At 55.3% G+C, this 20,024-nt stretch carries 22 protein-coding genes; 12 read left to right on the forward strand and 10 right to left on the reverse strand.

The annotated features are described in order from the left end of the window. Positions 1–18: 18 nt before the first annotated feature. Complete coding sequence (locus J4G78_RS10315) at positions 19–633, reverse strand: GNAT family N-acetyltransferase (protein WP_207986492.1); 615 nt, start codon at positions 631–633, stop codon at positions 19–21. Positions 634–795: 162 nt separating this feature from the next. Here J4G78_RS10315 and J4G78_RS10320 point away from each other — a divergent pair, with 162 nt between their 5' ends. The 6 genes from J4G78_RS10320 to J4G78_RS10345 all read left to right on the forward strand — a co-directional run bounded on the left by J4G78_RS10320 (position 796) and on the right by J4G78_RS10345 (position 6,075). Beyond that, positions 796–1,638, forward strand: coding sequence for a class II aldolase/adducin family protein (locus J4G78_RS10320; RefSeq protein WP_243457054.1), 843 nt, complete (start codon positions 796–798; stop codon positions 1,636–1,638). 80 nt (positions 1,639–1,718) lie between these two features. Further along, a complete protein-coding gene (gene murA / locus J4G78_RS10325; RefSeq protein WP_207986493.1) occupies positions 1,719–3,002 on the forward strand; it encodes a UDP-N-acetylglucosamine 1-carboxyvinyltransferase in 1,284 nt (427 codons plus the stop codon). Between the two features lie 246 nt (positions 3,003–3,248). Further along, positions 3,249–3,659, forward strand: coding sequence for a nuclear transport factor 2 family protein (locus J4G78_RS10330; protein ID WP_207986494.1), 411 nt, complete (start codon positions 3,249–3,251; stop codon positions 3,657–3,659). Positions 3,660–3,671: 12 nt separating this feature from the next. Continuing rightward, the gene (locus J4G78_RS10335; RefSeq protein ID WP_207986495.1) at positions 3,672–4,013 is read left to right on the forward strand and encodes a putative quinol monooxygenase; all 342 of its coding nucleotides are present in this window, start codon (positions 3,672–3,674) and stop codon (positions 4,011–4,013) included. Between the two features lie 21 nt (positions 4,014–4,034). Next, a complete protein-coding gene (locus J4G78_RS10340; protein ID WP_207986496.1) occupies positions 4,035–5,282 on the forward strand; it encodes a cytochrome P450 in 1,248 nt (415 codons plus the stop codon). 22 nt (positions 5,283–5,304) lie between these two features. Then, the gene (locus J4G78_RS10345) at positions 5,305–6,075 is read left to right on the forward strand and encodes an SDR family NAD(P)-dependent oxidoreductase (protein ID WP_207986497.1); all 771 of its coding nucleotides are present in this window, start codon (positions 5,305–5,307) and stop codon (positions 6,073–6,075) included. A gap of 119 nt (positions 6,076–6,194) precedes the next feature. On the opposite strand, the gene J4G78_RS10350 is transcribed toward J4G78_RS10345, so the two are convergent. From J4G78_RS10350 to J4G78_RS10360, 3 genes are all read right to left on the reverse strand, one after another. After that, positions 6,195–6,944 (reverse strand): hypothetical protein, encoded by a 750-nt coding sequence (locus J4G78_RS10350; RefSeq protein WP_207986498.1) that lies wholly within the window; start codon positions 6,942–6,944, stop codon positions 6,195–6,197. A 113-nt stretch (positions 6,945–7,057) separates the two neighbouring features. Then, complete coding sequence (locus tag J4G78_RS10355) at positions 7,058–7,495, reverse strand: DUF1330 domain-containing protein (protein ID WP_207986499.1); 438 nt, start codon at positions 7,493–7,495, stop codon at positions 7,058–7,060. Positions 7,496–7,520: 25 nt separating this feature from the next. Further along, positions 7,521–8,072: a GNAT family N-acetyltransferase gene (locus J4G78_RS10360; RefSeq protein WP_207986500.1), complete on the reverse strand. Its 552-nt coding sequence runs from the start codon at positions 8,070–8,072 to the stop codon at positions 7,521–7,523. An 89-nt stretch (positions 8,073–8,161) separates the two neighbouring features. Between J4G78_RS10360 and J4G78_RS10365 the strand changes: the two genes are divergently transcribed. Continuing rightward, positions 8,162–8,383 carry a hypothetical protein gene (locus J4G78_RS10365; protein WP_207986501.1) on the forward strand — a complete coding sequence of 74 codons (222 nt, stop codon included), beginning with the start codon at positions 8,162–8,164 and terminating at the stop codon, positions 8,381–8,383. A 261-nt stretch (positions 8,384–8,644) separates the two neighbouring features. Next, complete coding sequence (gene rarD / locus J4G78_RS10370) at positions 8,645–9,562, forward strand: EamA family transporter RarD (RefSeq protein WP_207986502.1); 918 nt, start codon at positions 8,645–8,647, stop codon at positions 9,560–9,562. Between the two features lie 6 nt (positions 9,563–9,568). On the opposite strand, the gene pyrC is transcribed toward rarD, so the two are convergent. Then, complete coding sequence (gene pyrC, locus J4G78_RS10375; RefSeq protein WP_207986503.1) at positions 9,569–10,615, reverse strand: dihydroorotase; 1,047 nt, start codon at positions 10,613–10,615, stop codon at positions 9,569–9,571. Positions 10,616–10,659: 44 nt separating this feature from the next. Here pyrC and ygfZ point away from each other — a divergent pair, with 44 nt between their 5' ends. Then, positions 10,660–11,412 carry a CAF17-like 4Fe-4S cluster assembly/insertion protein YgfZ gene (ygfZ, locus tag J4G78_RS10380; RefSeq protein WP_207986504.1) on the forward strand — a complete coding sequence of 251 codons (753 nt, stop codon included), beginning with the start codon at positions 10,660–10,662 and terminating at the stop codon, positions 11,410–11,412. On the opposite strand, the gene J4G78_RS10385 is transcribed toward ygfZ, so the two are convergent. From J4G78_RS10385 to hisS, 4 genes are all read right to left on the reverse strand, one after another. Next, positions 11,413–12,135: a DUF4167 domain-containing protein gene (locus J4G78_RS10385; RefSeq protein ID WP_243457317.1), complete on the reverse strand. Its 723-nt coding sequence runs from the start codon at positions 12,133–12,135 to the stop codon at positions 11,413–11,415. It abuts the gene before it with no gap. Positions 12,136–12,375: 240 nt separating this feature from the next. Next, positions 12,376–13,215: a peptide chain release factor N(5)-glutamine methyltransferase gene (gene prmC / locus J4G78_RS10390; RefSeq protein WP_207990611.1), complete on the reverse strand. Its 840-nt coding sequence runs from the start codon at positions 13,213–13,215 to the stop codon at positions 12,376–12,378. A 1-nt stretch (position 13,216) separates the two neighbouring features. After that, entirely contained in the window at positions 13,217–14,293 is a 1,077-nt protein-coding gene (gene prfA, locus J4G78_RS10395) for a peptide chain release factor 1 (RefSeq protein ID WP_207986506.1), read from the reverse strand. 136 nt (positions 14,294–14,429) lie between these two features. Beyond that, positions 14,430–15,698: a histidine--tRNA ligase gene (gene hisS / locus J4G78_RS10400; RefSeq protein ID WP_207986507.1), complete on the reverse strand. Its 1,269-nt coding sequence runs from the start codon at positions 15,696–15,698 to the stop codon at positions 14,430–14,432. A gap of 176 nt (positions 15,699–15,874) precedes the next feature. Here hisS and J4G78_RS10405 point away from each other — a divergent pair, with 176 nt between their 5' ends. The 3 genes from J4G78_RS10405 to J4G78_RS10415 are packed head-to-tail and all read left to right on the forward strand — an operon-like array spanning position 15,875 to position 18,718. Further along, positions 15,875–17,857: a M61 family metallopeptidase gene (locus J4G78_RS10405; RefSeq protein ID WP_207986508.1), complete on the forward strand. Its 1,983-nt coding sequence runs from the start codon at positions 15,875–15,877 to the stop codon at positions 17,855–17,857. 16 nt (positions 17,858–17,873) lie between these two features. Then, positions 17,874–18,407, forward strand: a complete 534-nt coding sequence (gene ppa / locus J4G78_RS10410; protein WP_207986509.1) for an inorganic diphosphatase — start codon at positions 17,874–17,876, stop codon at positions 18,405–18,407. Next, a complete protein-coding gene (locus J4G78_RS10415) occupies positions 18,404–18,718 on the forward strand; it encodes a hypothetical protein (protein WP_207986510.1) in 315 nt (104 codons plus the stop codon). The genes ppa and J4G78_RS10415 overlap by 4 nt, the downstream gene beginning before the upstream one ends. Before the next feature lie 15 nt (positions 18,719–18,733). Here the strand turns inward: J4G78_RS10415 and J4G78_RS10420 are convergent, their stop codons facing one another. Then, a complete protein-coding gene (locus J4G78_RS10420; protein ID WP_207986511.1) occupies positions 18,734–19,858 on the reverse strand; it encodes a serine hydrolase domain-containing protein in 1,125 nt (374 codons plus the stop codon). Between the last annotated feature and the right edge of the window lie 166 nt (positions 19,859–20,024).

Below are 20,024 nucleotides of genomic sequence, written 5' to 3' on the forward strand. Positions count from 1 at the left end.
TGATGAACCGGACATGGCTCAACCGTCAAAAGCAACCCAAATATTGCGCAAACCCTTTGGCTTTTCCATCGCCCGCAAAGCATTTAAGGCGCTCTCCAAATCGAGGCTATAATAGGCAATCGCATTTTCACTTCGCGTCATCTCGGCGCCCAATGCAGCGATCAAGCCGGCTGCTTTTCTGTTTTCACGCAACACTGCAATATCCAGTTTGCTTAGTCCCTGCTCCAGACAGTTGCTGAACAAAGCCGCGATCAGCACCCGCGACACACCCTTGCTTTGATATTCATCAAGCACCGCTATCGCAAACTCTCCTCTCGCCGGGTCATCGGTACTTCTGATCGCATGGGCGGCTGCAATGGGCGGATGGTCATCCACATCCAGATTAACCACGCCCCAGGCAATATGGTCAATGCCGTCCACAGCTGACAGCTTCTCGACCACAGAGGCCGGGGCAATTTTAAAGCTTGAGAAGAAACGCAAATAGCGTGAACGATCAGACAATTCCATAATGCCGCGCTCAATCTTACCCTGATCAGATGGATGAATCGGACGTAGGCAAACCTTCATGCCGGAACGCAGCTCTGTTACAATCGAACAGGGGAGTTCGGGTACGTTCTCATGTTGCTCTGGCATGGGCCGCCTTTTGCAGGAAGGAAAAGATGATCATTGCGCTTATCAAATTCTGCGGAGCCTGGACAGGGAGACTGGCAGGGAAACAAAAAAAGCTGTCCTATCCGGCCAAGACTATGCCATTATTGAGGCAATGAACGAAACGATTCTACAAGGAGAGAAAAGATGGCCACCGCTGTGCAGGATACCGGTAGCGCGATGAATGTTGATGCCGGATTTAACATTCCTGATCCGACCACCATTGACCGGCTTGAAGGCAAAGTTTCTGACGCGGAATGGAAGTTGCGTTGTGATCTCGCAGCGACCTACCGGCTATGCGCAATGCATGCCTGGACCGATCTGGTCTTCACCCATATCTCCGCCCGCCTGCCCGACGAAGATGGCGAAGAACGGTTTTTGATCAATCCTTACGGTGTGATGTTTGACGAGATGACCGCGAGTTCATTGGTCAAAATCGATCTGGAAGGGAATATCAAGCAGGACACACCCTATTTTATCAATCCCGCCGGCTTCACCATCCACAGCGCAATTCATAGTGCGCGCGAAGATGCCGGCTGTGTGATCCATGTCCATACGCCTTATGGTATCGCGGTTTCAGTCCAGAAAGAGGGGCTGCGCCGCTACACGCAATTTTCCATGCAGGTGCATGAGGATCTCACCTATCATGACTATGAAGGTATTGCGCTGGACCTTGACGAGCGTGAGCGCCTGATTGCGGATGTGGGTGACAAGAATCTCCTGATCCTCCGCAATCATGGCACACTAACCGTCGGCAAAAATTGTGCGCTCGCCTTCCTGCGGATGTATTTTCTCGAAAATGCCTGCAAGACCCAAATCCTCGCGCAAGCTGTGGGCGGCGAGGAGCATTTGCATGAAGAACCGGAAGATATGGGTCAACGCGTGCACCAACAAACCGCACCCGCTTTCATGCCAGGTCTGGGTGACAATCTCGTCTGGCCCGGCCTCATGCGCAAATTGAACCGGACCAATCCGGGGTTCGATCATTAGGCAGCAAGCACTTTTGTAACTTTACCGCTTTGATAGTTGGTCTGACTTGCAAGGCGGAGCATTTTCGCTAAACCATCGCGATGGATATTATCTCAATTCGCGGCGGTAAAAAGCTGTCTGGCATCATTCCGATTTCTGGCGCTAAAAACAGCGCTTTGACCCTGCTGCCTTGCGCGCTGCTCACCGAAGAGCCGGTCACCTTGCGCAACCTGCCGCGGCTCGCCGATGTCGACAGTTTCGGTCATTTGCTCAATCAGCTTGGCGTATCAACAACTATCGAAGGCGCGCGACCTGAAGATTTCGGCCGGGTCATGACACTGAAAGCTGGCAAGATTACCTCGACCGAAGCGCCCTATGACATTGTCCGCAAGATGCGCGCCTCCATCCTTGTGCTCGGCCCATTGCTCGCGCGGGCTGGCGAATGCCGGGTATCGCTGCCCGGTGGCTGCGCAATTGGCAACCGGCCGATTGACTTGCACCTGAAAGCGATTGAAGCACTCGGCGCGGTAATTGAAACCACCAGTGGTTATGTGACGGCGCGTCAGCCAGATGGCGGCTTGCCAGGCGGGGAATTTACCTTCCCGGTCGTGTCTGTCGGTGCGACCGAAAACGCATTAATGGCGGCTGTGCTCGCCAACGGCGAGAGTCGTCTGAAGAACGCAGCCCGCGAACCGGAAATCATCGACCTTTGCAATATGCTTGTTGCCATGGGCGCCGAGATTGAAGGCATCGGATCATCCGACCTCACCATCCACGGTGTATCGCGCCTGCATGGCTGCACGTATCGCGTCATGGCGGACCGGATTGAAGCGGGCAGCTATGCCTGTGCGGTTGGCATTGCGGGTGGAGAGGTTGATCTGGTTGGCGCGAAAGCCGACGAGATGGAAGCAACCCTGGCTGCGCTCACTGAATCCGGATTGCATATTGAGCCGTACAACAAAGGCATCAAAGTTGCCGCCAATGGAACCTTGCGTCCGCTAACTCTCTCTACCGCCCCCTATCCCGGCCTCGCCACCGATATGCAGGCGCAGTTGATGGCAATGCTATGCATGGCCGATGGTGCGAGCGTGCTAACCGAGACCATCTTTGAAAACCGTTACATGCACGTGCCGGAGCTCAACCGGATGGGCGCGGATATCGAAACCAAAGGCCGCACTGCGGTAGTACGCGGCGTGAAGACAATGACCGGCGCACCGGTGATGGCGACGGATCTGCGCGCCTCGATGAGTCTGGTGATCGCCGCCCTGGCTGCAGAAGGCGAAACCCAGTTGCAGCGCATCTATCATCTGGATCGCGGCTATGAACGGCTGGAAGAAAAACTGGCAGCAGTCGGCGCGGATATCGAACGCATCAGCGGCGATTAATCCCAGTCGATTGGTCCCAGCGCCCCTGCGCAGGCATGGGCCTATCTCCTGTCCTCACCTGCCATCACCGTCGAGCTGGCGCGCTGTCCGTAATCCACGCGCCAAACCCAAAACTCCCATCCTGAGTTAAGCATGGGAGATGGACTCCTGCCTGCGCAGGAGCACGATTACCTAGCACTTATGGCAGCTTGCATGTCTGGCGCTTTTACCGTGTAATCTCTCCCATAAAGAGGAGAGGATGAGTCCATGTTTTCAGGACCAATAGAAGACCGGCTGGCAATCCGGGAATTGCATGACAGCTATTGCGACGCGGTATTGCGCACCGATCCTGATGACTGGGGCGCCTTATGGACCGAAGACGCGATCTGGTCGCTCATGGGCACCGAGGTTGTGGGCCGCGAAAATATCGTCAACCTCTGGAACGGCGCGATGAGCCAGTTTGATGCCGTCAGTTTTCTGGGTATACCGGGCAGCCTGGAAGTCACCGGCGACACCGCGACGGGCCGTTACCAAACCCATGAAATCCTGGTCGAAAAGGGCGAGCCGCGGATTGCCGGTGGCCGCTATGATGACGAGTTCGTCAAAATTGATGGCCAGTGGCTCTACAAAAAACGTATATTCAATGTCGTCGCGCAGCTCGGTGGACAGAAGCTTTAGGGGGAATAGAAAATGGCTAAAATACTGGTCGCAGCACATGTTGACGTGGACCCGGCAACACGCGAGGAATGTCTTAAAAAAGCGCAGCCCTATATCGATGGCGCGCTGAGTCAGGAAGGCTGTCTGTGCTACAGCTGGGCTGCGGACATGAATAATCCCGAACGCATCGAAGTGTTTGAAGAGTGGACGGACGAAGAAGCCCTCGCGCAACATTTCAAGGATGTGCATTATGCGAACATGCTTGCCCATATCGGTAGCTTTGGGCTGAAAAACGCCGTCAGTGCCAAATATCGCGTTGATGCCGAGGGTCCGGTTTACAATGCGGAAGGTGTTCCGACACCAGCTTTTGATTAAAACCCCAATAGGAATGATACCATGAACGAAGCGGTTTCAAAATCTCTGTTCCAGCCCGATATCCTCGTCGATCCGTTCGACTTTTACGAAGAGCAACGCGCCAAAAACCCGGTCTTTCTGGACGAAGCCAGCGGCGCTTACATTGTATTGGACTATGACCTGATATCCGAAGCCGTCGGTCGGTTAGACGACTTCTCCAATAATTTTACCGCGCTGCTGTCGGGCGGAAAGTCGGATGAAGAACTGGCCAATGATACCGAAATACAGGAGATACAGTCCAAAGGCTGGCCGCAGGTCAATACCCTGCTGACCGCCGACCAACCGGTCCACACCCGTTTTCGCAAGCTGGTCAATCTGGCTTTCTCGATGCCCAAGGTCAACAAGCTGGAAGACAGCATAAGGGAAATGTCCAATGAGCTGATCGATAGCTTTATCGACAAGGGCGAATGCGAATTCATGGAAGAATATGCCATTCCCATGCCGGTACGCACGATTGCCGTGCAGCTGGGGCTGGACGTCGCCGACGCTGGCACCATCAAACGCTGGACCAATGCCTTTGTGGACCGGCTGTCGGGTATGATGACGCGCGAACGGCAACTGGAAACCGAGCGCGAAGTGGTGGAATATCAGCACGCCCTCAAGGCCAATATGGATGCCCGCCGGAAAGAAACGAAAAGCGATATTCTGTCCGATCTGGTCAACGCCCAGGTCGATGGCGAGCGGCCACTGGATGACGCGGAATCCCTCTCCATAGTGCAGCAACTGATGGTGGCGGGCAATGAGACCACAACAGCGGCTTTGGGCGAAGGCCTGCGATTGTTCGCCAGCAACCCGGATCAGTATAAAAAAATCCAGGATGATCCGTCGCTCATCCCCAATGCGGTCGAAGAAGTCCTGCGCATGTCTAGCGGCTCTTCCGGTATCTGGCGGGTGATGCACAGAGATGCAGAACTGGGCGGCGTCATGCTGCCCAAGGGCGCAATGGTGATGATGCGCTATCATGCCGCCAATCGCGATCCGAAACAGTTTGAAAACCCGAACAGCTTTCAGGTTGACCGCAAAAATGCGCGCACCCATCTGGCCTTTGGTAAGGGCATTCATATGTGCGTCGGCAATATGCTGTCGCGCAAAGAAATGACGGTATCCTTTCAACAATTTGCCGAACGGATCGACAATATCCGGATCAGGGAAGGTGCGGAACTGACCTATCCTCCCAATATGATGCTGCGCGGATTGACCAACCTTCCGCTCACTTTTGATAAACGCTGATAACCGCCAAAGGGGCTGAACTATGGGTATGATGGACGGAAAAGTTGCGCTGGTTTCCGGCGGCGCGGAAGGCATTGGCGGGACGGCTGGTCGACGCTTTGTGGAAGAAGGCGGATCCGTCATGCTCGGCGATATCCAGCTGGAAAAAGCGCAAGCCCATGCCGCTGCTTTGGGTGACCGCGCAGCCGCCATCGCACTGGATGTCCGCAATCTCGACCAGTGGCATGCTGCGGTAAAGGCTACGCAGGACAAGTTTGGCAAGATAACGACCCTGTTCAATATTGCCGGAATTTCAGAGCCCGGCGCGGTCGATGATGTGGATCTCGACAGCTGGAGCCGAACCATCGATATCAATCTGAACGGCACATTTTATGGTTGCCGAGCAGCCCTGCCTGCAATCGTCGACAGTGATGAAGACGGATCGATAGTCAATGTCGGCTCCATGCTCGCGATGCGCCCCGGATCCGCCATGGCCGCCTATTCTGCCAGTAAAGGAGCGGTCACGGCGCTCAGCAAATCCCTGGCGCTGCATTGCGCGGCACAGGGGAATAAGGTCCGGGTCAACACCGTTCATCCCGGCGCCATTGATACCCCGATGTACCAACGTTATCTCGCCGCTTTTCCCGGAACCCATGAAGAGGCCGTAGTCGCCTTTAATTCCAATCATCCGATCAATCGGGTTGGTCAGGCGGAGGAAGTCGCCAATGCCATGATCTGGCTTTCCAGCGCAGGGGCGAGCTTTACCACCGCGAATGATGTCACCGTCGATGGCGGCGGCAGTTACCGGGAATAGGATCGGTCTAAGACAGATAAGGGCCGTTCATCACCCAAAGGAAAAGGGGCGGCCGAAGCTGCCCCTTCTTCAGCCAGATGTGAAATGCGATATTCTGGCGTCGGTAATCTCTTGCCGGATTAGCGGCCGTTGCTGGCAACAATATCAACCACGGTACCGCCACCGGAGCGGCTGTTGAGCGTAATCACATAGGCGCCATCGTCATTGCCGCGGGTTCCGCCCAGAACATGCTCGCTGCCGCGCAGCAGATATTCCGCGCTATAGCCGCCGCGTTTGGCCTGGGTGTAATAATAATCCACGACATTTTTCATCGGGCTGGCGGTGGAGAAGCTGACCACGCGTATATCGCATAGCCCGCCTTCAACGCCGGCCGCTTCCTTGACATTGGCCTTGGGATAGACCGGGAATTCCGGTGGCATCCGGTTGGCCCAGCCCATGTCATAGCTGAGCTTTTGATCGCATGTGCCTTTACCGCGCTGAGCCTGGGCCTTTGCGCCAAGGGTTATGCCCTCGGAACCAGCACAACTGGTGCATTCATCATCCGATGTCATATTACGCGGCTTGGGCGCGCTGAGCATCTTGCCTTCCAGCTGAGCGGTTGCATAAGCTTTGCCACCTTCTGGCGGAACCTTGCCGTCAATCGGGCCATTGGCGCCGCGAATGGCGTTGTTGTTGGCCTGATCAGTCAGGTTGGGATCCACCAATATCTGGTCTTCGAGCGCATCTTTCATCGCTGGATCAGCGGTCAGATTATCATCCAGCTCCGCCAGTTCCGCTTCATTACCTTCGTTGCTACCACAAGCCGCCATGGTCAGCGGCAAGGTAAATGCCGTCGCTGCCAGCAAGAGGGAACGGGATAGATGTGTCATGCAATATGCTCCTGAATATGCGGGACAATTGCACCAAAAAGCGTTAATTTTCTGTTAGGAAACGTGGTTAAACCGCCAACCTTCCGTTAACCACCTGTCCCAAAATGGGATTTCTAGCCAAAGCCGTCCGGGCCGTCTAATTCACCGAATCGAATGAGTCGCGACGTCAAAACAGCCGCCTGCCGATTGACCACCGCCTTTTGATATTCGGGATCGGTGACCATTTCCAGGAAGGCACCGCTATTGGGGTAGCGCGCGATGAATGAACTGTCCCATTGCTTGTCATCCGGCCCGATCACCATCGCCTCCATCTTGCCGCGCCAGATGATCGTGCCGCCGACCCGCTTGAAAATCGGCCCGCTGGTTTTGCCATATTCCTCATAGGCCCGCGCGCCGCTCCACCCTTGCGCCGCATTGGGGTGGTCGTCAGGATATTGGGCCTGTTGGTGAAATTGCAGCAGGTTGAGCATATTGATCGGAACATCGCGCGGCAGCGCTTTGAACGCATCAAAATGTTCTCGGCTCGGATCCAGATATCGGTCTTCGGCCATCTCCATGCTCTCCTCTCGTCGCAGATTATTGAAATTGCTTTCTGTTTTCGAGCCACTGTTCGCGCGATTGGCCCCAATCGTCAACCCGGGCGTCCTGATAGGGCTCTGGCAAGGCGGTTGGTCCGCGATTGGTCGACCCAAGCCGCTCGGCCAGCCGGATCGACGCGAGATTTTCCGGATCGATCGTATGACAGATGTCGCTCCAGCCGAGTGTATCGACCGCATAGTTCATGCTCGCCACAGCCGCTTCCAGCGCATAGCCTTTGCCGGCATAGTCGGGCGACACGCCCCAGCCCACTTCCGTGCCGGGCCAGCTATCGGGATACCAGGGTCCAATCCGGCCAATCCATTTATCGCTATCTTTAAGAATGAGCGAGAACATCGCATAGCCGCGCACGTGCCAAGCGCCGACCATGGCGCACAGGTCGCGCCAGCTTTCCGCGCGGCTCTTGACGCCGCCAATGAAGGTCATCGTGTCTGCGTCGGATTGAAACGCTGCCCATTCGTCAAAATCGTCAGCGTGGGGTGGCCGCAGGATCAGCCGCTCCGTTTCAATCCTGATATCCTTGATATCCATGATCGTCCTCCCTTAAGCGCCCCTGTTATCATAGGCTTATACCGATACAAGCCCTTGCAAAACCGGTGCACTATTCCTATAATACAGTTATGGCTAATCTAATTTCTATCCTCATCGGCGGCATCGCCCTCATTTTGGCTTTTGTCGGACTGGTTCCGTTGCTCGGCTGGACCAACTGGCTGATTCTACCGATTGCTGGCCTCGGTGCCCTTTTCGGACTGATTTCATCACGCAGCAGCGGCATGTATTTCTGCCTGATCGTCATGTGCATTTGCGCTTTCCGCCTCTGGATCGGCGGCGGGATTATCTGACGCCTTTCTGCACAGCGTAACCAACTGGCCTAAAAGACGTCTGCAAAATTCTACAAATTATACGCAAAATGGGGGTCAAATTCTGTCCAACCGTTTCTCTTGAGCGACAAGCTGAGCCCTTTCTGAAGCCGTCCAACAAGATACTGTCCTATTCATCAGCCGAAACATAACCCAAATGCGACCTTGTAGGACAGCATAATTATCAGCGCCCCAAACTAATTTATATTGCCACCCCATCAGCCCGGGCCTAGTCGCCTTGCTATGACAGGCCCAATATCCACTAGCCGACTGGGGATCCTGCAGGCGCTTCTTGCATGCTGCATCTGGGGTGTCATGCCGATTTATTTCAAGCTGTTAGAGAGCGTTGCCCCGCTCGAAGTCGTTGCCCACCGTATCATCTGGTCGGTGCCATTACTCTTTATCATCCTCTATTTCCGCAAAAATCTATCCGGTTTGCGTGCTGCCTGGGCAGCACCGAAAATACGCGGACCGTTGCTGGCCACCGCCTTGCTCATCTCGGTCAACTGGCTCGTCTATGTCTGGGCGGTGCAGTCGGACCATATTCTCGCCGCCAGCCTGGGCTATTTTATCAGCCCCTTGATCAGCGTGTTCCTCGCCAAAATCTTCCTCAAGGAAACGCTGAGCCGCAACCAGTGGATTGCGGTCGGTATCGCCGCCATTGGCGTATCCGTTCTGGCAATGGAAGCATGGCAGACCCTGTGGATCAGCCTCGCGCTGGCTGGCTCATGGGGGCTTTATGGCCTTGTCCGCAAAATTGCCGATGTCGGCCCGATTGTCGGCCTGACTATGGAAACCAGCTATCTGTTTCTGCCATTCCTGTTATTCATTGGCTGGATCACTTTTGGTACCACCGCGCCGACAACGACCACCCATTTCGGTGACAAGTTGACCATCGATATGCTGCTGCTCGGCGGTGCGATGGTGACCGCAACGCCGCTGATGCTCTTTGCCGCGGCGGTCAAGAAAATGAAGCTCAGCACGATCGGATTAACCCAATATATCGCGCCAACGCTGCAATTTCTGATCGGGACATTGCTCTATCGCGAACCGCTTACGACGTCGCATATCATCTGCTTCATATTGATCTGGATCAGTCTTGCGATATTCTCCGCCGACGCGATTTTCGGCAATGCCAGCAAGAAGGCGCCAGCGACCTAGTTTCTTTTACCCGGCAATCTGCCAACGCAGCTCTTGTCCCGCGTGAAAGGGCACGATCGTCGCGCCGCCCGCTTCGATCGTCTCGGGCACGGTGACTGCTGACCGCTGCAAGGTCACTGTGCCTTCATTGAGCGGCAGGCCATAAAATTGCGGGCCATGGATCGACGCAAAGCCTTCCAGCTTGTCGAGCGCGCCTTCTTCCTCAAAAACCGTGGCATAGCTTTCCAGCGCATAGGGCGCGTTGAAAATACCGGCACAACCACAGGCAGATTCCTTGGCATGAATTTCATGCGGTGCGCTATCGGTGCCGAGGAAATATTTCGGCGATCCCGATGTCGCCGCTTTGCGTAGGGCCAGCCGGTGCTGTTCACGCTTGGCGACGGGCAGGCAATAGGCATGCGGCCTTATGCCGCCCTGAAACATCGCGTTGCGATTGATATGGAGATGTTGCGGGGTAATGGTTGCGCCGACATTGGTACCGGCGGCATGCACAAAATCCACGGCATCGGCGGTGGTAATATGTTCAAACACCACTTTCAGATCCGGCAATTGATCGACAATTTTGGACAGGGTGCGTTCGATAAACACCGCTTCCCGGTCAAACACATCGACATCGGCATCGGTGACTTCACCATGGATCAAAAGCGGCATGCCGATAGCCTGCATCCGCTCCAGCACCGGCATGATATTGGCCACATCCGTCACCCCATGGGCGCTGTTGGTGGTCGCATTGGCGGGATAGAGCTTGGCGGCGGTAAAGACGCCATTTGCGAAACCCTGCGCTATGTCATCGGCATCCGCCGTGTCGGTGAGATAGCAGGTCATCAGCGGTGTGAAACCGGGATGATCGGATGCAGCGGCCAAAATGCGCTCGCGATACGCTTGCGCCGCCGCGGTATCGGTGACCGGCGGTGACAGATTGGGCATGACGATCGCACGGGCAAATTGCCGCGCCGTATAGTTGGCCACTGACCGCAACATATCGCCATCACGCAGATGGACATGCCAGTCATCCGGCTGGCGGATGGTAATCTGGTCGGGCGATTGATTCATGGTTCGGGCTTTCTTTTGGCGCTGAGCGTCCCTACCTAATCCTAATGACCGAAACCAGACTTAATGAGCGCGCCGTGATCCGCATTTCCGCAACCGACGGGACCGAGGACATTAGCGGCTTTCTACAGGGACTTGTGACCCAGGATATGCAATTCGTGCTGTCCGGAACCCCGCAATGGGCAGCGCTGTTGACCGCGCAAGGCAAGGTGCTGTTTGATTTTTTTCTGTGGGCGGACGGGCGCGATATCCTGATCGATTGTGAGAAGGATCATGCGGAAGCACTGGTCAAACGTTTGAAACTCTATCGTCTGCGCCGTAAAATTGGCATTGAGGTGGACGAGGGATTATCTGTGCATTGGTCGCGTGATGCCAGCGGACAGCCCGCTGACCCCCGGCTCGCTGAAATTGGTTATCGGTGGATCGCCCACAATGATTCTGGAACAGGTTCGGTTGATGCAGCTTACAAGGCACACCGCCTTGCTCTCGGCGTGACTGAGGGTCAGGACGAATTGGGCAGCGATAAAACTTTATGGCTGGAATGTAATGCCGCCGAGCTGAAAGGCGTCAGCTTCACCAAAGGTTGCTATGTCGGTCAGGAAAATACCGCGCGGATGAATTACCGGCAGAAGGTTAATCGCCGTCTGGTGGTCGTGCCGATTGCGCAAGCCGACGAAAAACGCCAGCGCATCGCTTATCCCGATCTCGGGCTGTCGATCGAACATCGCCGGGTTGACGATATCACCGATCTTGATCTGCCGGATTGGCTGGAAACAGCCTTGGCCAAACAGCCTGAATAACTAAGCCGCGTCGCCTTCTTGCGGTGTTTCGGCTTCGGCCGTCTTGGCTTTTACCGTGCGACGCTTGCGCGCAGGCTTCTTCTCTTCCCCATCATTGGCGCTATCACCACTGTCATCCGACTGGATCGAGATGGCAGGGGGCAAGGCGCTGGCATCAAGGCCATTTGATTCGCCATTGGCTTCTGCGACTTCAGCGGCCGGTTTACGGGGGCGGCGGGCCCGAACGGGTTTTTTCTCCGCTGGAGCGTCTGAACTGTCCTGCCTGTCTGTGCCTTTTGTATCAGAACGCTTTTTGTCTGAATTGGCTGCTTTTGCAGGCTGATCATCCGCCTTGGGCCGACGTCCGCGCTGCGGGCGTCCGCGATCATCCTGATCACTATTGTCATCCGCATTGTCATTGCGGTCATTATTCTGGCCGCGCTGTTCTTCGCGCCCGGCTTCTCTGGCCAGTCGCTGCTCTTCACGGCGCGCCTGGCTGTCTGCGTTCACCCGGAAATAATGGTCAGCAAATTGATGATAATATTCGGCATTGACGCGGTCGCCATTGACCTGCGCGTCCTGCGCCATTTTCTTGTATTTATCCAGCATCTGGGCGGCATTACCGCGCGCGCGATTGTCGATCCGGTTTTCCCGGTCAATACCGCCGCCACCACGATTATTCTGGTTGCGGTTGTTATTACTGTTCCGGCCACGGCGACGGCCGCCGGCCTGACGATTATTCATCAAATTCTGGGTGTCCTTATACCGTTAATATACTCGGTCTTTCCTGTTATCTAACCGCCACAAAGGCAGTGCCCGTGCCGCAGATCTAATGACCCACAGCAACCCAAAGAAGATAAATGATCGCCGGACATCAGCAATATTATCTATATGGGGGTAGGCCAGCGATTTTAGGGAAATTGCCAGAAATCATCTGGGCCTGAAACATCCTTAGCGCCTTCATAAGCCAAAACCAAGTGATTTTTACGAGACAGGGTCTCGCCGCAGGACAAGCAGCCGGTCATTACCGCCTAAATCCTGTTTGCATTCAACGGCATAGCCCTGTTTTTCAGCCAATATCGTGACTTGGCCGGCTTGGTCAAATCCGATCTCGATTAACGCGATACCGTCGCCCGCTAACAATGCATCCAAAGCCGGAATGATGACATGATAGTCGTCCATCCCCTGCGCACCGGCAAACAAAGCTTTATGCGGTTCAAATTCCGACACTTCGCGGGACAGTTCCGCCTTTGTCGATACATAAGGCGGATTTGCGAGAATCAGGTCAAACAGCCCGCCCAGTGATTGCGTCCAGTCCGCCATTGTCCAATCCTGCAGCAGGAAACGCGCGCGATCGCTGAGTCCCAAGCTATCGGCATTGTTATGCGCCATAGCAAGCGCGGCCGGGCTAGCATCCATTCCCACACCCCGCGCCTCGGGAAATTCGGACAAGGCGGCCAGCAATAGCGCGCCGCTGCCGGTGCCGAGGTCCAGGATATGTGTTGGCGGGTGATCGGTGCCGATTTCCACGGCGGTTTCGATTAAAATCTCGCTATCGGGACGGGGAATCAGGACATCGGCAGACACCTGAAACGGCAGACTCCAGAATTCCCGTTCACCGACAATATGCGCAACCGGTTCATGGGCTTTGCGACGTTCCAGCAAGGCCGAAAAACCGTCCGGCACATCCAGTTTTGGCAGGTCGAGAAGCAAATCCTGACGGCTGATGCCCAAAAGATGCGCCATGAGCAGTTCCGCGTCGAGGCGCGGCGTTTCGCTCACAGTTTCCAGTGCCTGCGCCGCTTGCCGCAATGCCGCGGCCATGTCAGCCATCCAGATTGGCAAGCCGGCTGGCTTCATCCTCGGCAATCAGGGCATCGACCATCTCGCCCAGCGCGCCGCCTTCGACAATTTCGGGCAGCTTGTGCAGCGTCAGGTTGATCCGGTGATCGGTCACGCGGCCTTGCGGATAATTATAGGTGCGGATGCGTTCGGAGCGGTCGCCGGAGCCGACCATCGCCTTGCGCGCATCGGCCTCTTCGCTTTGCACCGCATCGCGTTCCTGCTCATAAAGCCGGGCGGCCAATACTTTCATCGCCTGTGCTTTATTCTTATGCTGAGACTTGCCGTCCTGACATTGCACTACCAGTCCGGTGGGTAAATGGGTGATGCGAATCGCGCTGTCGGTCTTGTTGACATGCTGTCCGCCCGCGCCGCTCGCCCGATAGGTATCGATGCGCAGGTCTTCAGTGCGGATATCGATATCCACTTCTTCCGGTTCCGGCAGAATCGCAACCGTTGCCGCCGAGGTATGAATGCGCCCGCCGCTTTCCGTTTCGGGTACACGTTGCACCCGGTGCACACCGGATTCGAATTTCAGTTTCGCAAACACGCCCTTGCCATTGATATTCGCAACGACTTCCTTGAACCCACCGACTTCGGACGCATTGGCGGAGATCAGTTCGACCTTCCAGCCCTGCTCATCGGCAAAGCGGCTATACATGCGGTAGAGATCACCGGCAAAAAGCGCGGCTTCATCACCGCCGGTACCTGCGCGAATTTCGAGCATCGCGGGCCGATCATCAGCGCTATCCCGCGGCAGTAATTTCAAAGCCAGCGCATGCTCTGCCTTTTCAAGCGCTTTCTTGACGTCATCGACTTCATCGGCGGCCATCGCCTTCATCTCGGCATCATCACCGGCGAGCATTTCTTGCAGCCCCGTCTGCTCGTCACGCAGGCGCTGAACCTCAGCCGCGGCCTCGGCTACCGGTTCGATCTCGGCATATTCCTTAGAGACCTCGACAAATTTATCGCCATCGAGATTGCCAGACGCCATCATAGCCTGCAGCTCGGCAAAGCGCGCTTCGATCTGGGCGATGCGTTGGGGGGTTATGGTGGTCATCGCCACGCCTTCCTATCATCGTCATGCTGAACTTGTTTCAGCATCCATCGCGAGGCAATCGACGTTTGCGAAATTCGAGAAATAGACCCTGAAACAAGTTCAGGGTGACGATGTGCGTAACATGTGAGGATAGCCATCATCTGTCGTTACTATCCACTATAGGCGTCCCGAGAACTCTGCCAATTTTCGCAGAAAGTCCAACAAACTCCTCAAGATCTACGAAACGCTGAATGTAAAACTCCCCTCCAGGACTATCCGGCTCCCTTACAAATAGAACACCATCATGTCCTCGTTTTCGCGCCTTATCTACTTGTTTTTTAGGGTTCCCTTTGTAGCTCATTTCACAAGCCAGATTATTGCTTCTTAGTCTTTGCGTTACCTCTCGAGCCTTGGTTTCCAGTTCTTTTGAGTCGGCGACAACAGCAATTGAAACGCATTTCCCAAAATCTGTCAGCAACATACCCAACCGCTCAATCCCTGCCGCCCAGCCAACAGCGGGCGTCACCGGTCCACCCAGCGATTCAATCAAGCCATCATAACGCCCACCGGCGAGTACAGTCCCCTGCGCGCCCAACCGGTCGGTCACAAATTCAAACGCGGTATGACGATAATAATCGAGTCCGCGCACCAGTCGGCTGTTGCGCTCCCATACCACGCCGCAGGCATCCAGCCCCTCGGTAACCTCGGCAAAAAACTCTTTCGCCTCGTCCGACAGATAGGCGTCAATTTCCGGCGCGCTGTCGGCAATCGGGCGATCCTGGCGCTCTTTGCTATCGAGAATGCGCAGCGGATTGCGTTCCAGCCGGTCCTGACTGTCCTGGGACAGATCGGCTTTATGCGCCCGAAAATGTTCGACCAGCGCGTCGCGCCACGCATCACGGCTTTCCGCGTCGCCCAATGTATTGAGCTGCAAGGTCACGCCGTCCGATATGCCCAGTTCGTTTAAAAGCTGATCCGCAAAACACAGCAATTCGACATCTGCCGCCGCCTCACCCGCACCGATAATTTCGGCATCGAGCTGGTGAAACTGCCTGTAGCGGCCCTTTTGCGGGCGCTCATAGCGGAACAAAGGACCGTGCGTGGACAGCTTCAACGGCATATGCTGCTGCCAGCCGTTGGTCAGAAAGGCGCGGCTGATACCGGCGGTAAATTCGGGGCGCAGGGTCAGACTGTCACCGCCGCGATCCTCGAAACTATACATTTCCTTCGACACAACATCGGTGGTTTCGCCCAAAGACCGCGCAAAAACAGCCGTTGGCTCAAACACCGGCATCTGTACGCCCTTAAACCCGTAAAGCCGGCGCACGCGTTCAAACGTCTCCACGACATGGCTAAAACGCTCCTGATCTTCGCCAAATATATCCTGCGTGCCGCGCACCGGTTGCGGTGTTTGTATTTTTGCCATATCTGCCCTTTTACCTTGAAGGCGCTTTAGCCGGTGATGCGCAAAAGCGAAAGATGGCTTGTTTCTATTGCCAATATTAGTGTTTTTCTTGTTGGTCCACTGGACGCAGCCGCTAAAAAGCGCCATTCAGCACCGAAGAACAGTTATGAAGCCACGTTACAGGGGATAGAGTTAGTATGCGTCTGGTTGCATTTTTGGGTCTGTTTTCGGCCCTGTCACTCGTTTCGCCTGTCACCGCCCTCTCCGCCGCCATGCCAGATAATCTGAGCAAGCCGACCTATGTTGCTCCGGAAGATACGATTCCCAGAGCGCAGGATGTGGCTTTTCCCGGCACGATGCGCCTGATTGTCGATGCACGCGATAACAAACAGGGTGTGTTCAAGGTCCAACAATTTATTCCGATCTCCGGACTAAGGCGCCTAACTCTGCTTTACCCCGAATGGTTGCCGGGCAATCATGCGCCGCGCGGGGAGATTGAGAAGCTGACCGGACTGCGGATTTTGGCAGACAAAACGGATTTGGCCTGGGTACGCGATGATGTCGATGTCTATGCCTTTCATATCGATATTCCGCCGGGCGTAGAGGAAATTGAAGCGCGATTCCAATTCACCTCCGCCACCACGGCCAGCCAGGGCCGTATCGTCATGGCCCCGTCCATGCTCAACCTGCGCTGGCACCAGGTGTCTCTCTATCCTGCTGGCCATTATGTCCGACAGATTCCCGTGGAAGCGACCGCCATTTATCCAGATGGCTGGCGTGCGGCCAGTTCCATGCGCCCGAAGTCACGGCAGGACAAATCTGCCGGTGGGAACCGCGTCGCCTATCAAAAGACAGACTATGATACGCTGATCGACAGCCCGGTCTTCGCTGGCAAAAATTTTCAGACCTACCGGCTGAGCCGCCGCGTGCATCTGAATGTCGTGGCTGATGATGCCAAATTCCTCAAACCCAGAAAGTCGCACATTGCCAAGCATAGCAAATTGGCCCGGGAATCAGAGGCGCTGTTCGGCAGCCATCCTTATGACCGCTATGATTTCCTGCTCGCGTTGACCGAGGAAATGGGCAGCATCGGGATTGAGCATCATCGCTCTTCGGAAAATGGCGTGAACCGCGAATATTTCACCAAATGGAATGATGGACCGGGTCGCCGCAACCTGTTGCCGCACGAGATTGTCCACGCCTGGAACGGCAAATATCGCCGCCCCGCCGGCATGTGGACGCCCGATTTCCGTGAGCCGATGCGCGATAACCTGCTGTGGGTCTATGAAGGCCAGACGCAGTTTTGGGGCTATGTCCTTGGCGCGCGCTCCGGTCTTTATTCCAAACAGGATACGCTCGATGCCTTTGCCGCGATTGCAGCGGGCATGGACCTGCGCGTGGGCCGCCAATGGCGCCCGTTAATTGACACGACTCATGATCCGATTATCGCCGAACGCAAACCCAAACCGTGGAGCAGCTGGCAGCGGCAGGAAGATTATTATAATGAAGGCCTGCTCATCTGGCTGGAGGCTGATGGCATTATCCGGCGCGAATCGGGCGGCAAGAAATCACTCGAAAATTTTGCCCGAACCTTCTTCAAAGGCAAGAATGGCGACTATGGCGTCGTCACCTATGAACTGCCCGATGTGATCGCGGCGCTGAACGCCGTGCAGCCCTATGATTGGGCCGGATTCATTCAGGAACGGGTATACCAGACAACCGACGAAGCACCCAAAGACGGGCTCACCCTGGGCGGGTATAAACTGGTCTATAATGCGACAAAGAGCGATTTTATCAGCGCCAATGACAAACGCCGCAAACAGCTGGATCTCAGCCACTCGATCGGCATGGTGGTGAGCGACAAGGGCGTGGTCAAAGCGGTGATGTGGGACGGACCGGCGTTTAAGGCGGGCCTTAAAAACGGCCTCACGATCACGGCCGTGAACGGCAAAGCCTATACCGCCGAAATGTTGACCCAGGCGATCGAGGAAAATCGCGGGCAAATGAATAAAATCGAGATATTTGCGAAGAATGACGACCAATATAGCAATTTTTTGGTCGATTATTCAGGCGGGCTTCGCTATCCGCACCTTGAAAAAATAGTGGCAGACGAAACTGCCGGAGAGGGTGGCCAAATTGAAGGGGGCATTGACCGGCTTTTGAAGCCAAAAACAAGATAATAGGACCCAATACCCTATGGACATCACCCAAATTCCTATCGGCGATAACCCGCCGGAAAGCCTCAACGTCATAATCGAAGTTCCCGTAGGCGGCGAACCGGTTAAATATGAATTTGATAAGGCATCCGGGGCGCTGTTTGTCGACCGCATCCTGCACACGCCAATGCGTTATCCTGCTAACTATGGCTTCATTCCGCATACCTTGTCACCTGACGGTGATCCGTTAGACGCTCTGGTCGTGGCGCGCTCGCCGTTCATGCCGGGCTGTGTTGTGCGGTGCCGTCCGATTGCGGTGCTCAATCTGGAAGACGAGCATGGCGGCGATGAAAAGCTGCTCTGCGTTCCGATTGATGCCACATTCCCTTATTATCGCGCCATCGGTGAAGGCGGTGACTTGCCCGAGATCGTGATGCAGCAGGTTGAACATTTCTTTACCCATTACAAAGACCTGGAGCCCGAAAAATGGGTCCGTGTCGGCAAATGGGGCGATGCCGAAGAAGCGCGTCAGGTTGTGCTGGACGCGATCGAGCTGGCCAAAACAAAGAAATGACCCGGACGCATCTCGTGGCTGGACTGGCTTTGATCGCCAGTCTGGCCGCTTGTGCGACGCCCGAAACCCGCGTGCGCAACGGGTTGATGAGCGCGGGACTGTCGAAACCGATTGCCAGCTGTATGGCCGACCGTATGGTCGATCGCCTGTCCTACGCGCAAATCGACAAGCTCAGCCGCCTCGACAAGCTGCGCAAACGCGATCCCGGCGATATCAGCGTCAATGAATTTGTGAAGCGGACCAAGGCGTTGCAGGACCCCGAAATACTGGGCGTCGTGACGTCATCTGGACTGGTCTGCGCCGTTAAATAAGTCGGCCACGCCGATTCATGGCGCAGCAAATTTTGTGAGGAATTCAGCAACCACCGGACTTTTGTGAATCTCTGCTGCGGAAAAAGGATTGCCCCACCAGAGATTTTCATTGTTCGCCAACAGGATCAGGGTGAGCCGTTTTTCCGGTATTTTGAGATAGATGGCCGAATAGCGATCCGGTTCCCAACCCGAGTGCCAATAGAGCCGCTTGTCCTGCCAGTCTTGTGCAAACCATCCCCAACGATAGTCCCCGCGCGGCGGCAGTTTGTCGTCCGAGAATATCCGCCCCATCCAATCGGCCGAAAGCAGTTTTCCGGCATCCAGCGCGATATCAAACTGAGCAACATGTCGTGCGCTGGCTATGATCCCAGCCGCCGCGCGAAAATCATCATCCGAGTGACTGGCTTTTATATCGCGGCCATCCTCCTGAACGGTAAATGGCGGGGCCAATAGCCTTAGCGCCGATCCCCCGTCAGGATCATGCCAACCCAGCGCGACATTTTCCATACCCGCCTTCTTCAGGACATTGTCCCGGACAATGGCTCGCAGCGGCCTTCCGCCAGCTCCCTCTATAGCCCGATCGATACGCGCATAGGTCATCGGATTATAAACGAAGGCCGATCCAGCCGCCCCATTAACCCGCATGTTCAGGCTGTCCAAAAGCGATAATTTGCGCTCGCAATCCACCGGTTCGATAGCCGTTCCATCGCTGTCTTTGCCGCCACCGCCAAAGGGAATGCCGGAGGTTGAAAACCATCCGCAAAAATCCGCCCAGCGCGGATCGTTAGCCAGCAGCCAATCGAGATAGAGTCCGCCCTTGCCCGCCTCCGCCAAAATCGCGGTAGCAGCAATGGGCTTGGTGACCGACGCAATCCCGAAAGTCGTGTCCATGGTCGCTGGCACATCGCCTTCATCATCCGATGTTCCCAAAGCCTGTTCCCAGACCACTTCTCCATCTTTGACAATCACTGCGGTCAGCGCCCGAATGGATTGCTCTTTACGAAAGTCAGACAGGAAAGAGCCAAATTTTTGATAGCCTTCCATGTCAACCTTCTCCGAAGCCGATACTGTATCGCCGAGAGGTAATATGACAGCGATCACGGATATGAAAATACCTCTCAGCAGGCCTTTGCCAGTCATCGCATATCCTCTTTCGCCAATGGGGGATTGAAAATCATGAGAAGCGCATAATTGCACAGCTATACAGAGAAGCAATAAATATCATAAATCGGGGTGGAAATCGGCCCCTGACTGTGCTTTAGCCCTCCGCAAGACTCGCTAAACGAACATATAAGAAAGGCGCTGC

Source organism: Parasphingorhabdus cellanae, from assembly GCF_017498565.1.
GTDB lineage: Bacteria > Pseudomonadota > Alphaproteobacteria > Sphingomonadales > Sphingomonadaceae > Parasphingorhabdus > Parasphingorhabdus cellanae.

Excerpts from the sequence above, each read along its gene's own strand:
- J4G78_RS10385 (WP_243457317.1), bottom strand. The coding sequence starts at position 12,135 with ATGAATAATCGTCAGGCCGGCGGCCGTCGCCGTGGCCGGAACAGTAAT.
- J4G78_RS10405 (WP_207986508.1), top strand. The coding sequence starts at position 15,875 with ATGCGTCTGGTTGCATTTTTGGGTCTGTTTTCGGCCCTGTCACTCGTT.
- rarD (WP_207986502.1), top strand. The coding sequence starts at position 8,645 with ATGACAGGCCCAATATCCACTAGCCGACTGGGGATCCTGCAGGCGCTT.
- J4G78_RS10320 (WP_243457054.1), top strand. The coding sequence starts at position 796 with ATGGCCACCGCTGTGCAGGATACCGGTAGCGCGATGAATGTTGATGCC.
- J4G78_RS10365 (WP_207986501.1), top strand. The coding sequence starts at position 8,162 with ATGGCTAATCTAATTTCTATCCTCATCGGCGGCATCGCCCTCATTTTG.
- J4G78_RS10345 (WP_207986497.1), top strand. The coding sequence starts at position 5,305 with ATGGGTATGATGGACGGAAAAGTTGCGCTGGTTTCCGGCGGCGCGGAA.
- J4G78_RS10330 (WP_207986494.1), top strand. The coding sequence starts at position 3,249 with ATGTTTTCAGGACCAATAGAAGACCGGCTGGCAATCCGGGAATTGCAT.
- J4G78_RS10350 (WP_207986498.1), bottom strand. The coding sequence starts at position 6,944 with ATGACACATCTATCCCGTTCCCTCTTGCTGGCAGCGACGGCATTTACC.
- J4G78_RS10335 (WP_207986495.1), top strand. The coding sequence starts at position 3,672 with ATGGCTAAAATACTGGTCGCAGCACATGTTGACGTGGACCCGGCAACA.
- ygfZ (WP_207986504.1), top strand. The coding sequence starts at position 10,660 with ATGACCGAAACCAGACTTAATGAGCGCGCCGTGATCCGCATTTCCGCA.
- J4G78_RS10315 (WP_207986492.1), bottom strand. The coding sequence starts at position 633 with ATGCCAGAGCAACATGAGAACGTACCCGAACTCCCCTGTTCGATTGTA.
- prfA (WP_207986506.1), bottom strand. The coding sequence starts at position 14,293 with ATGACCACCATAACCCCCCAACGCATCGCCCAGATCGAAGCGCGCTTT.
- hisS (WP_207986507.1), bottom strand. The coding sequence starts at position 15,698 with ATGGCAAAAATACAAACACCGCAACCGGTGCGCGGCACGCAGGATATA.
- J4G78_RS10420 (WP_207986511.1), bottom strand. The coding sequence starts at position 19,858 with ATGACTGGCAAAGGCCTGCTGAGAGGTATTTTCATATCCGTGATCGCT.
- J4G78_RS10360 (WP_207986500.1), bottom strand. The coding sequence starts at position 8,072 with ATGGATATCAAGGATATCAGGATTGAAACGGAGCGGCTGATCCTGCGG.
- J4G78_RS10340 (WP_207986496.1), top strand. The coding sequence starts at position 4,035 with ATGAACGAAGCGGTTTCAAAATCTCTGTTCCAGCCCGATATCCTCGTC.
- J4G78_RS10415 (WP_207986510.1), top strand. The coding sequence starts at position 18,404 with ATGACCCGGACGCATCTCGTGGCTGGACTGGCTTTGATCGCCAGTCTG.
- murA (WP_207986493.1), top strand. The coding sequence starts at position 1,719 with ATGGATATTATCTCAATTCGCGGCGGTAAAAAGCTGTCTGGCATCATT.
- ppa (WP_207986509.1), top strand. The coding sequence starts at position 17,874 with ATGGACATCACCCAAATTCCTATCGGCGATAACCCGCCGGAAAGCCTC.
- J4G78_RS10355 (WP_207986499.1), bottom strand. The coding sequence starts at position 7,495 with ATGGCCGAAGACCGATATCTGGATCCGAGCCGAGAACATTTTGATGCG.
- prmC (WP_207990611.1), bottom strand. The coding sequence starts at position 13,215 with ATGGCCGCGGCATTGCGGCAAGCGGCGCAGGCACTGGAAACTGTGAGC.
- pyrC (WP_207986503.1), bottom strand. The coding sequence starts at position 10,615 with ATGAATCAATCGCCCGACCAGATTACCATCCGCCAGCCGGATGACTGG.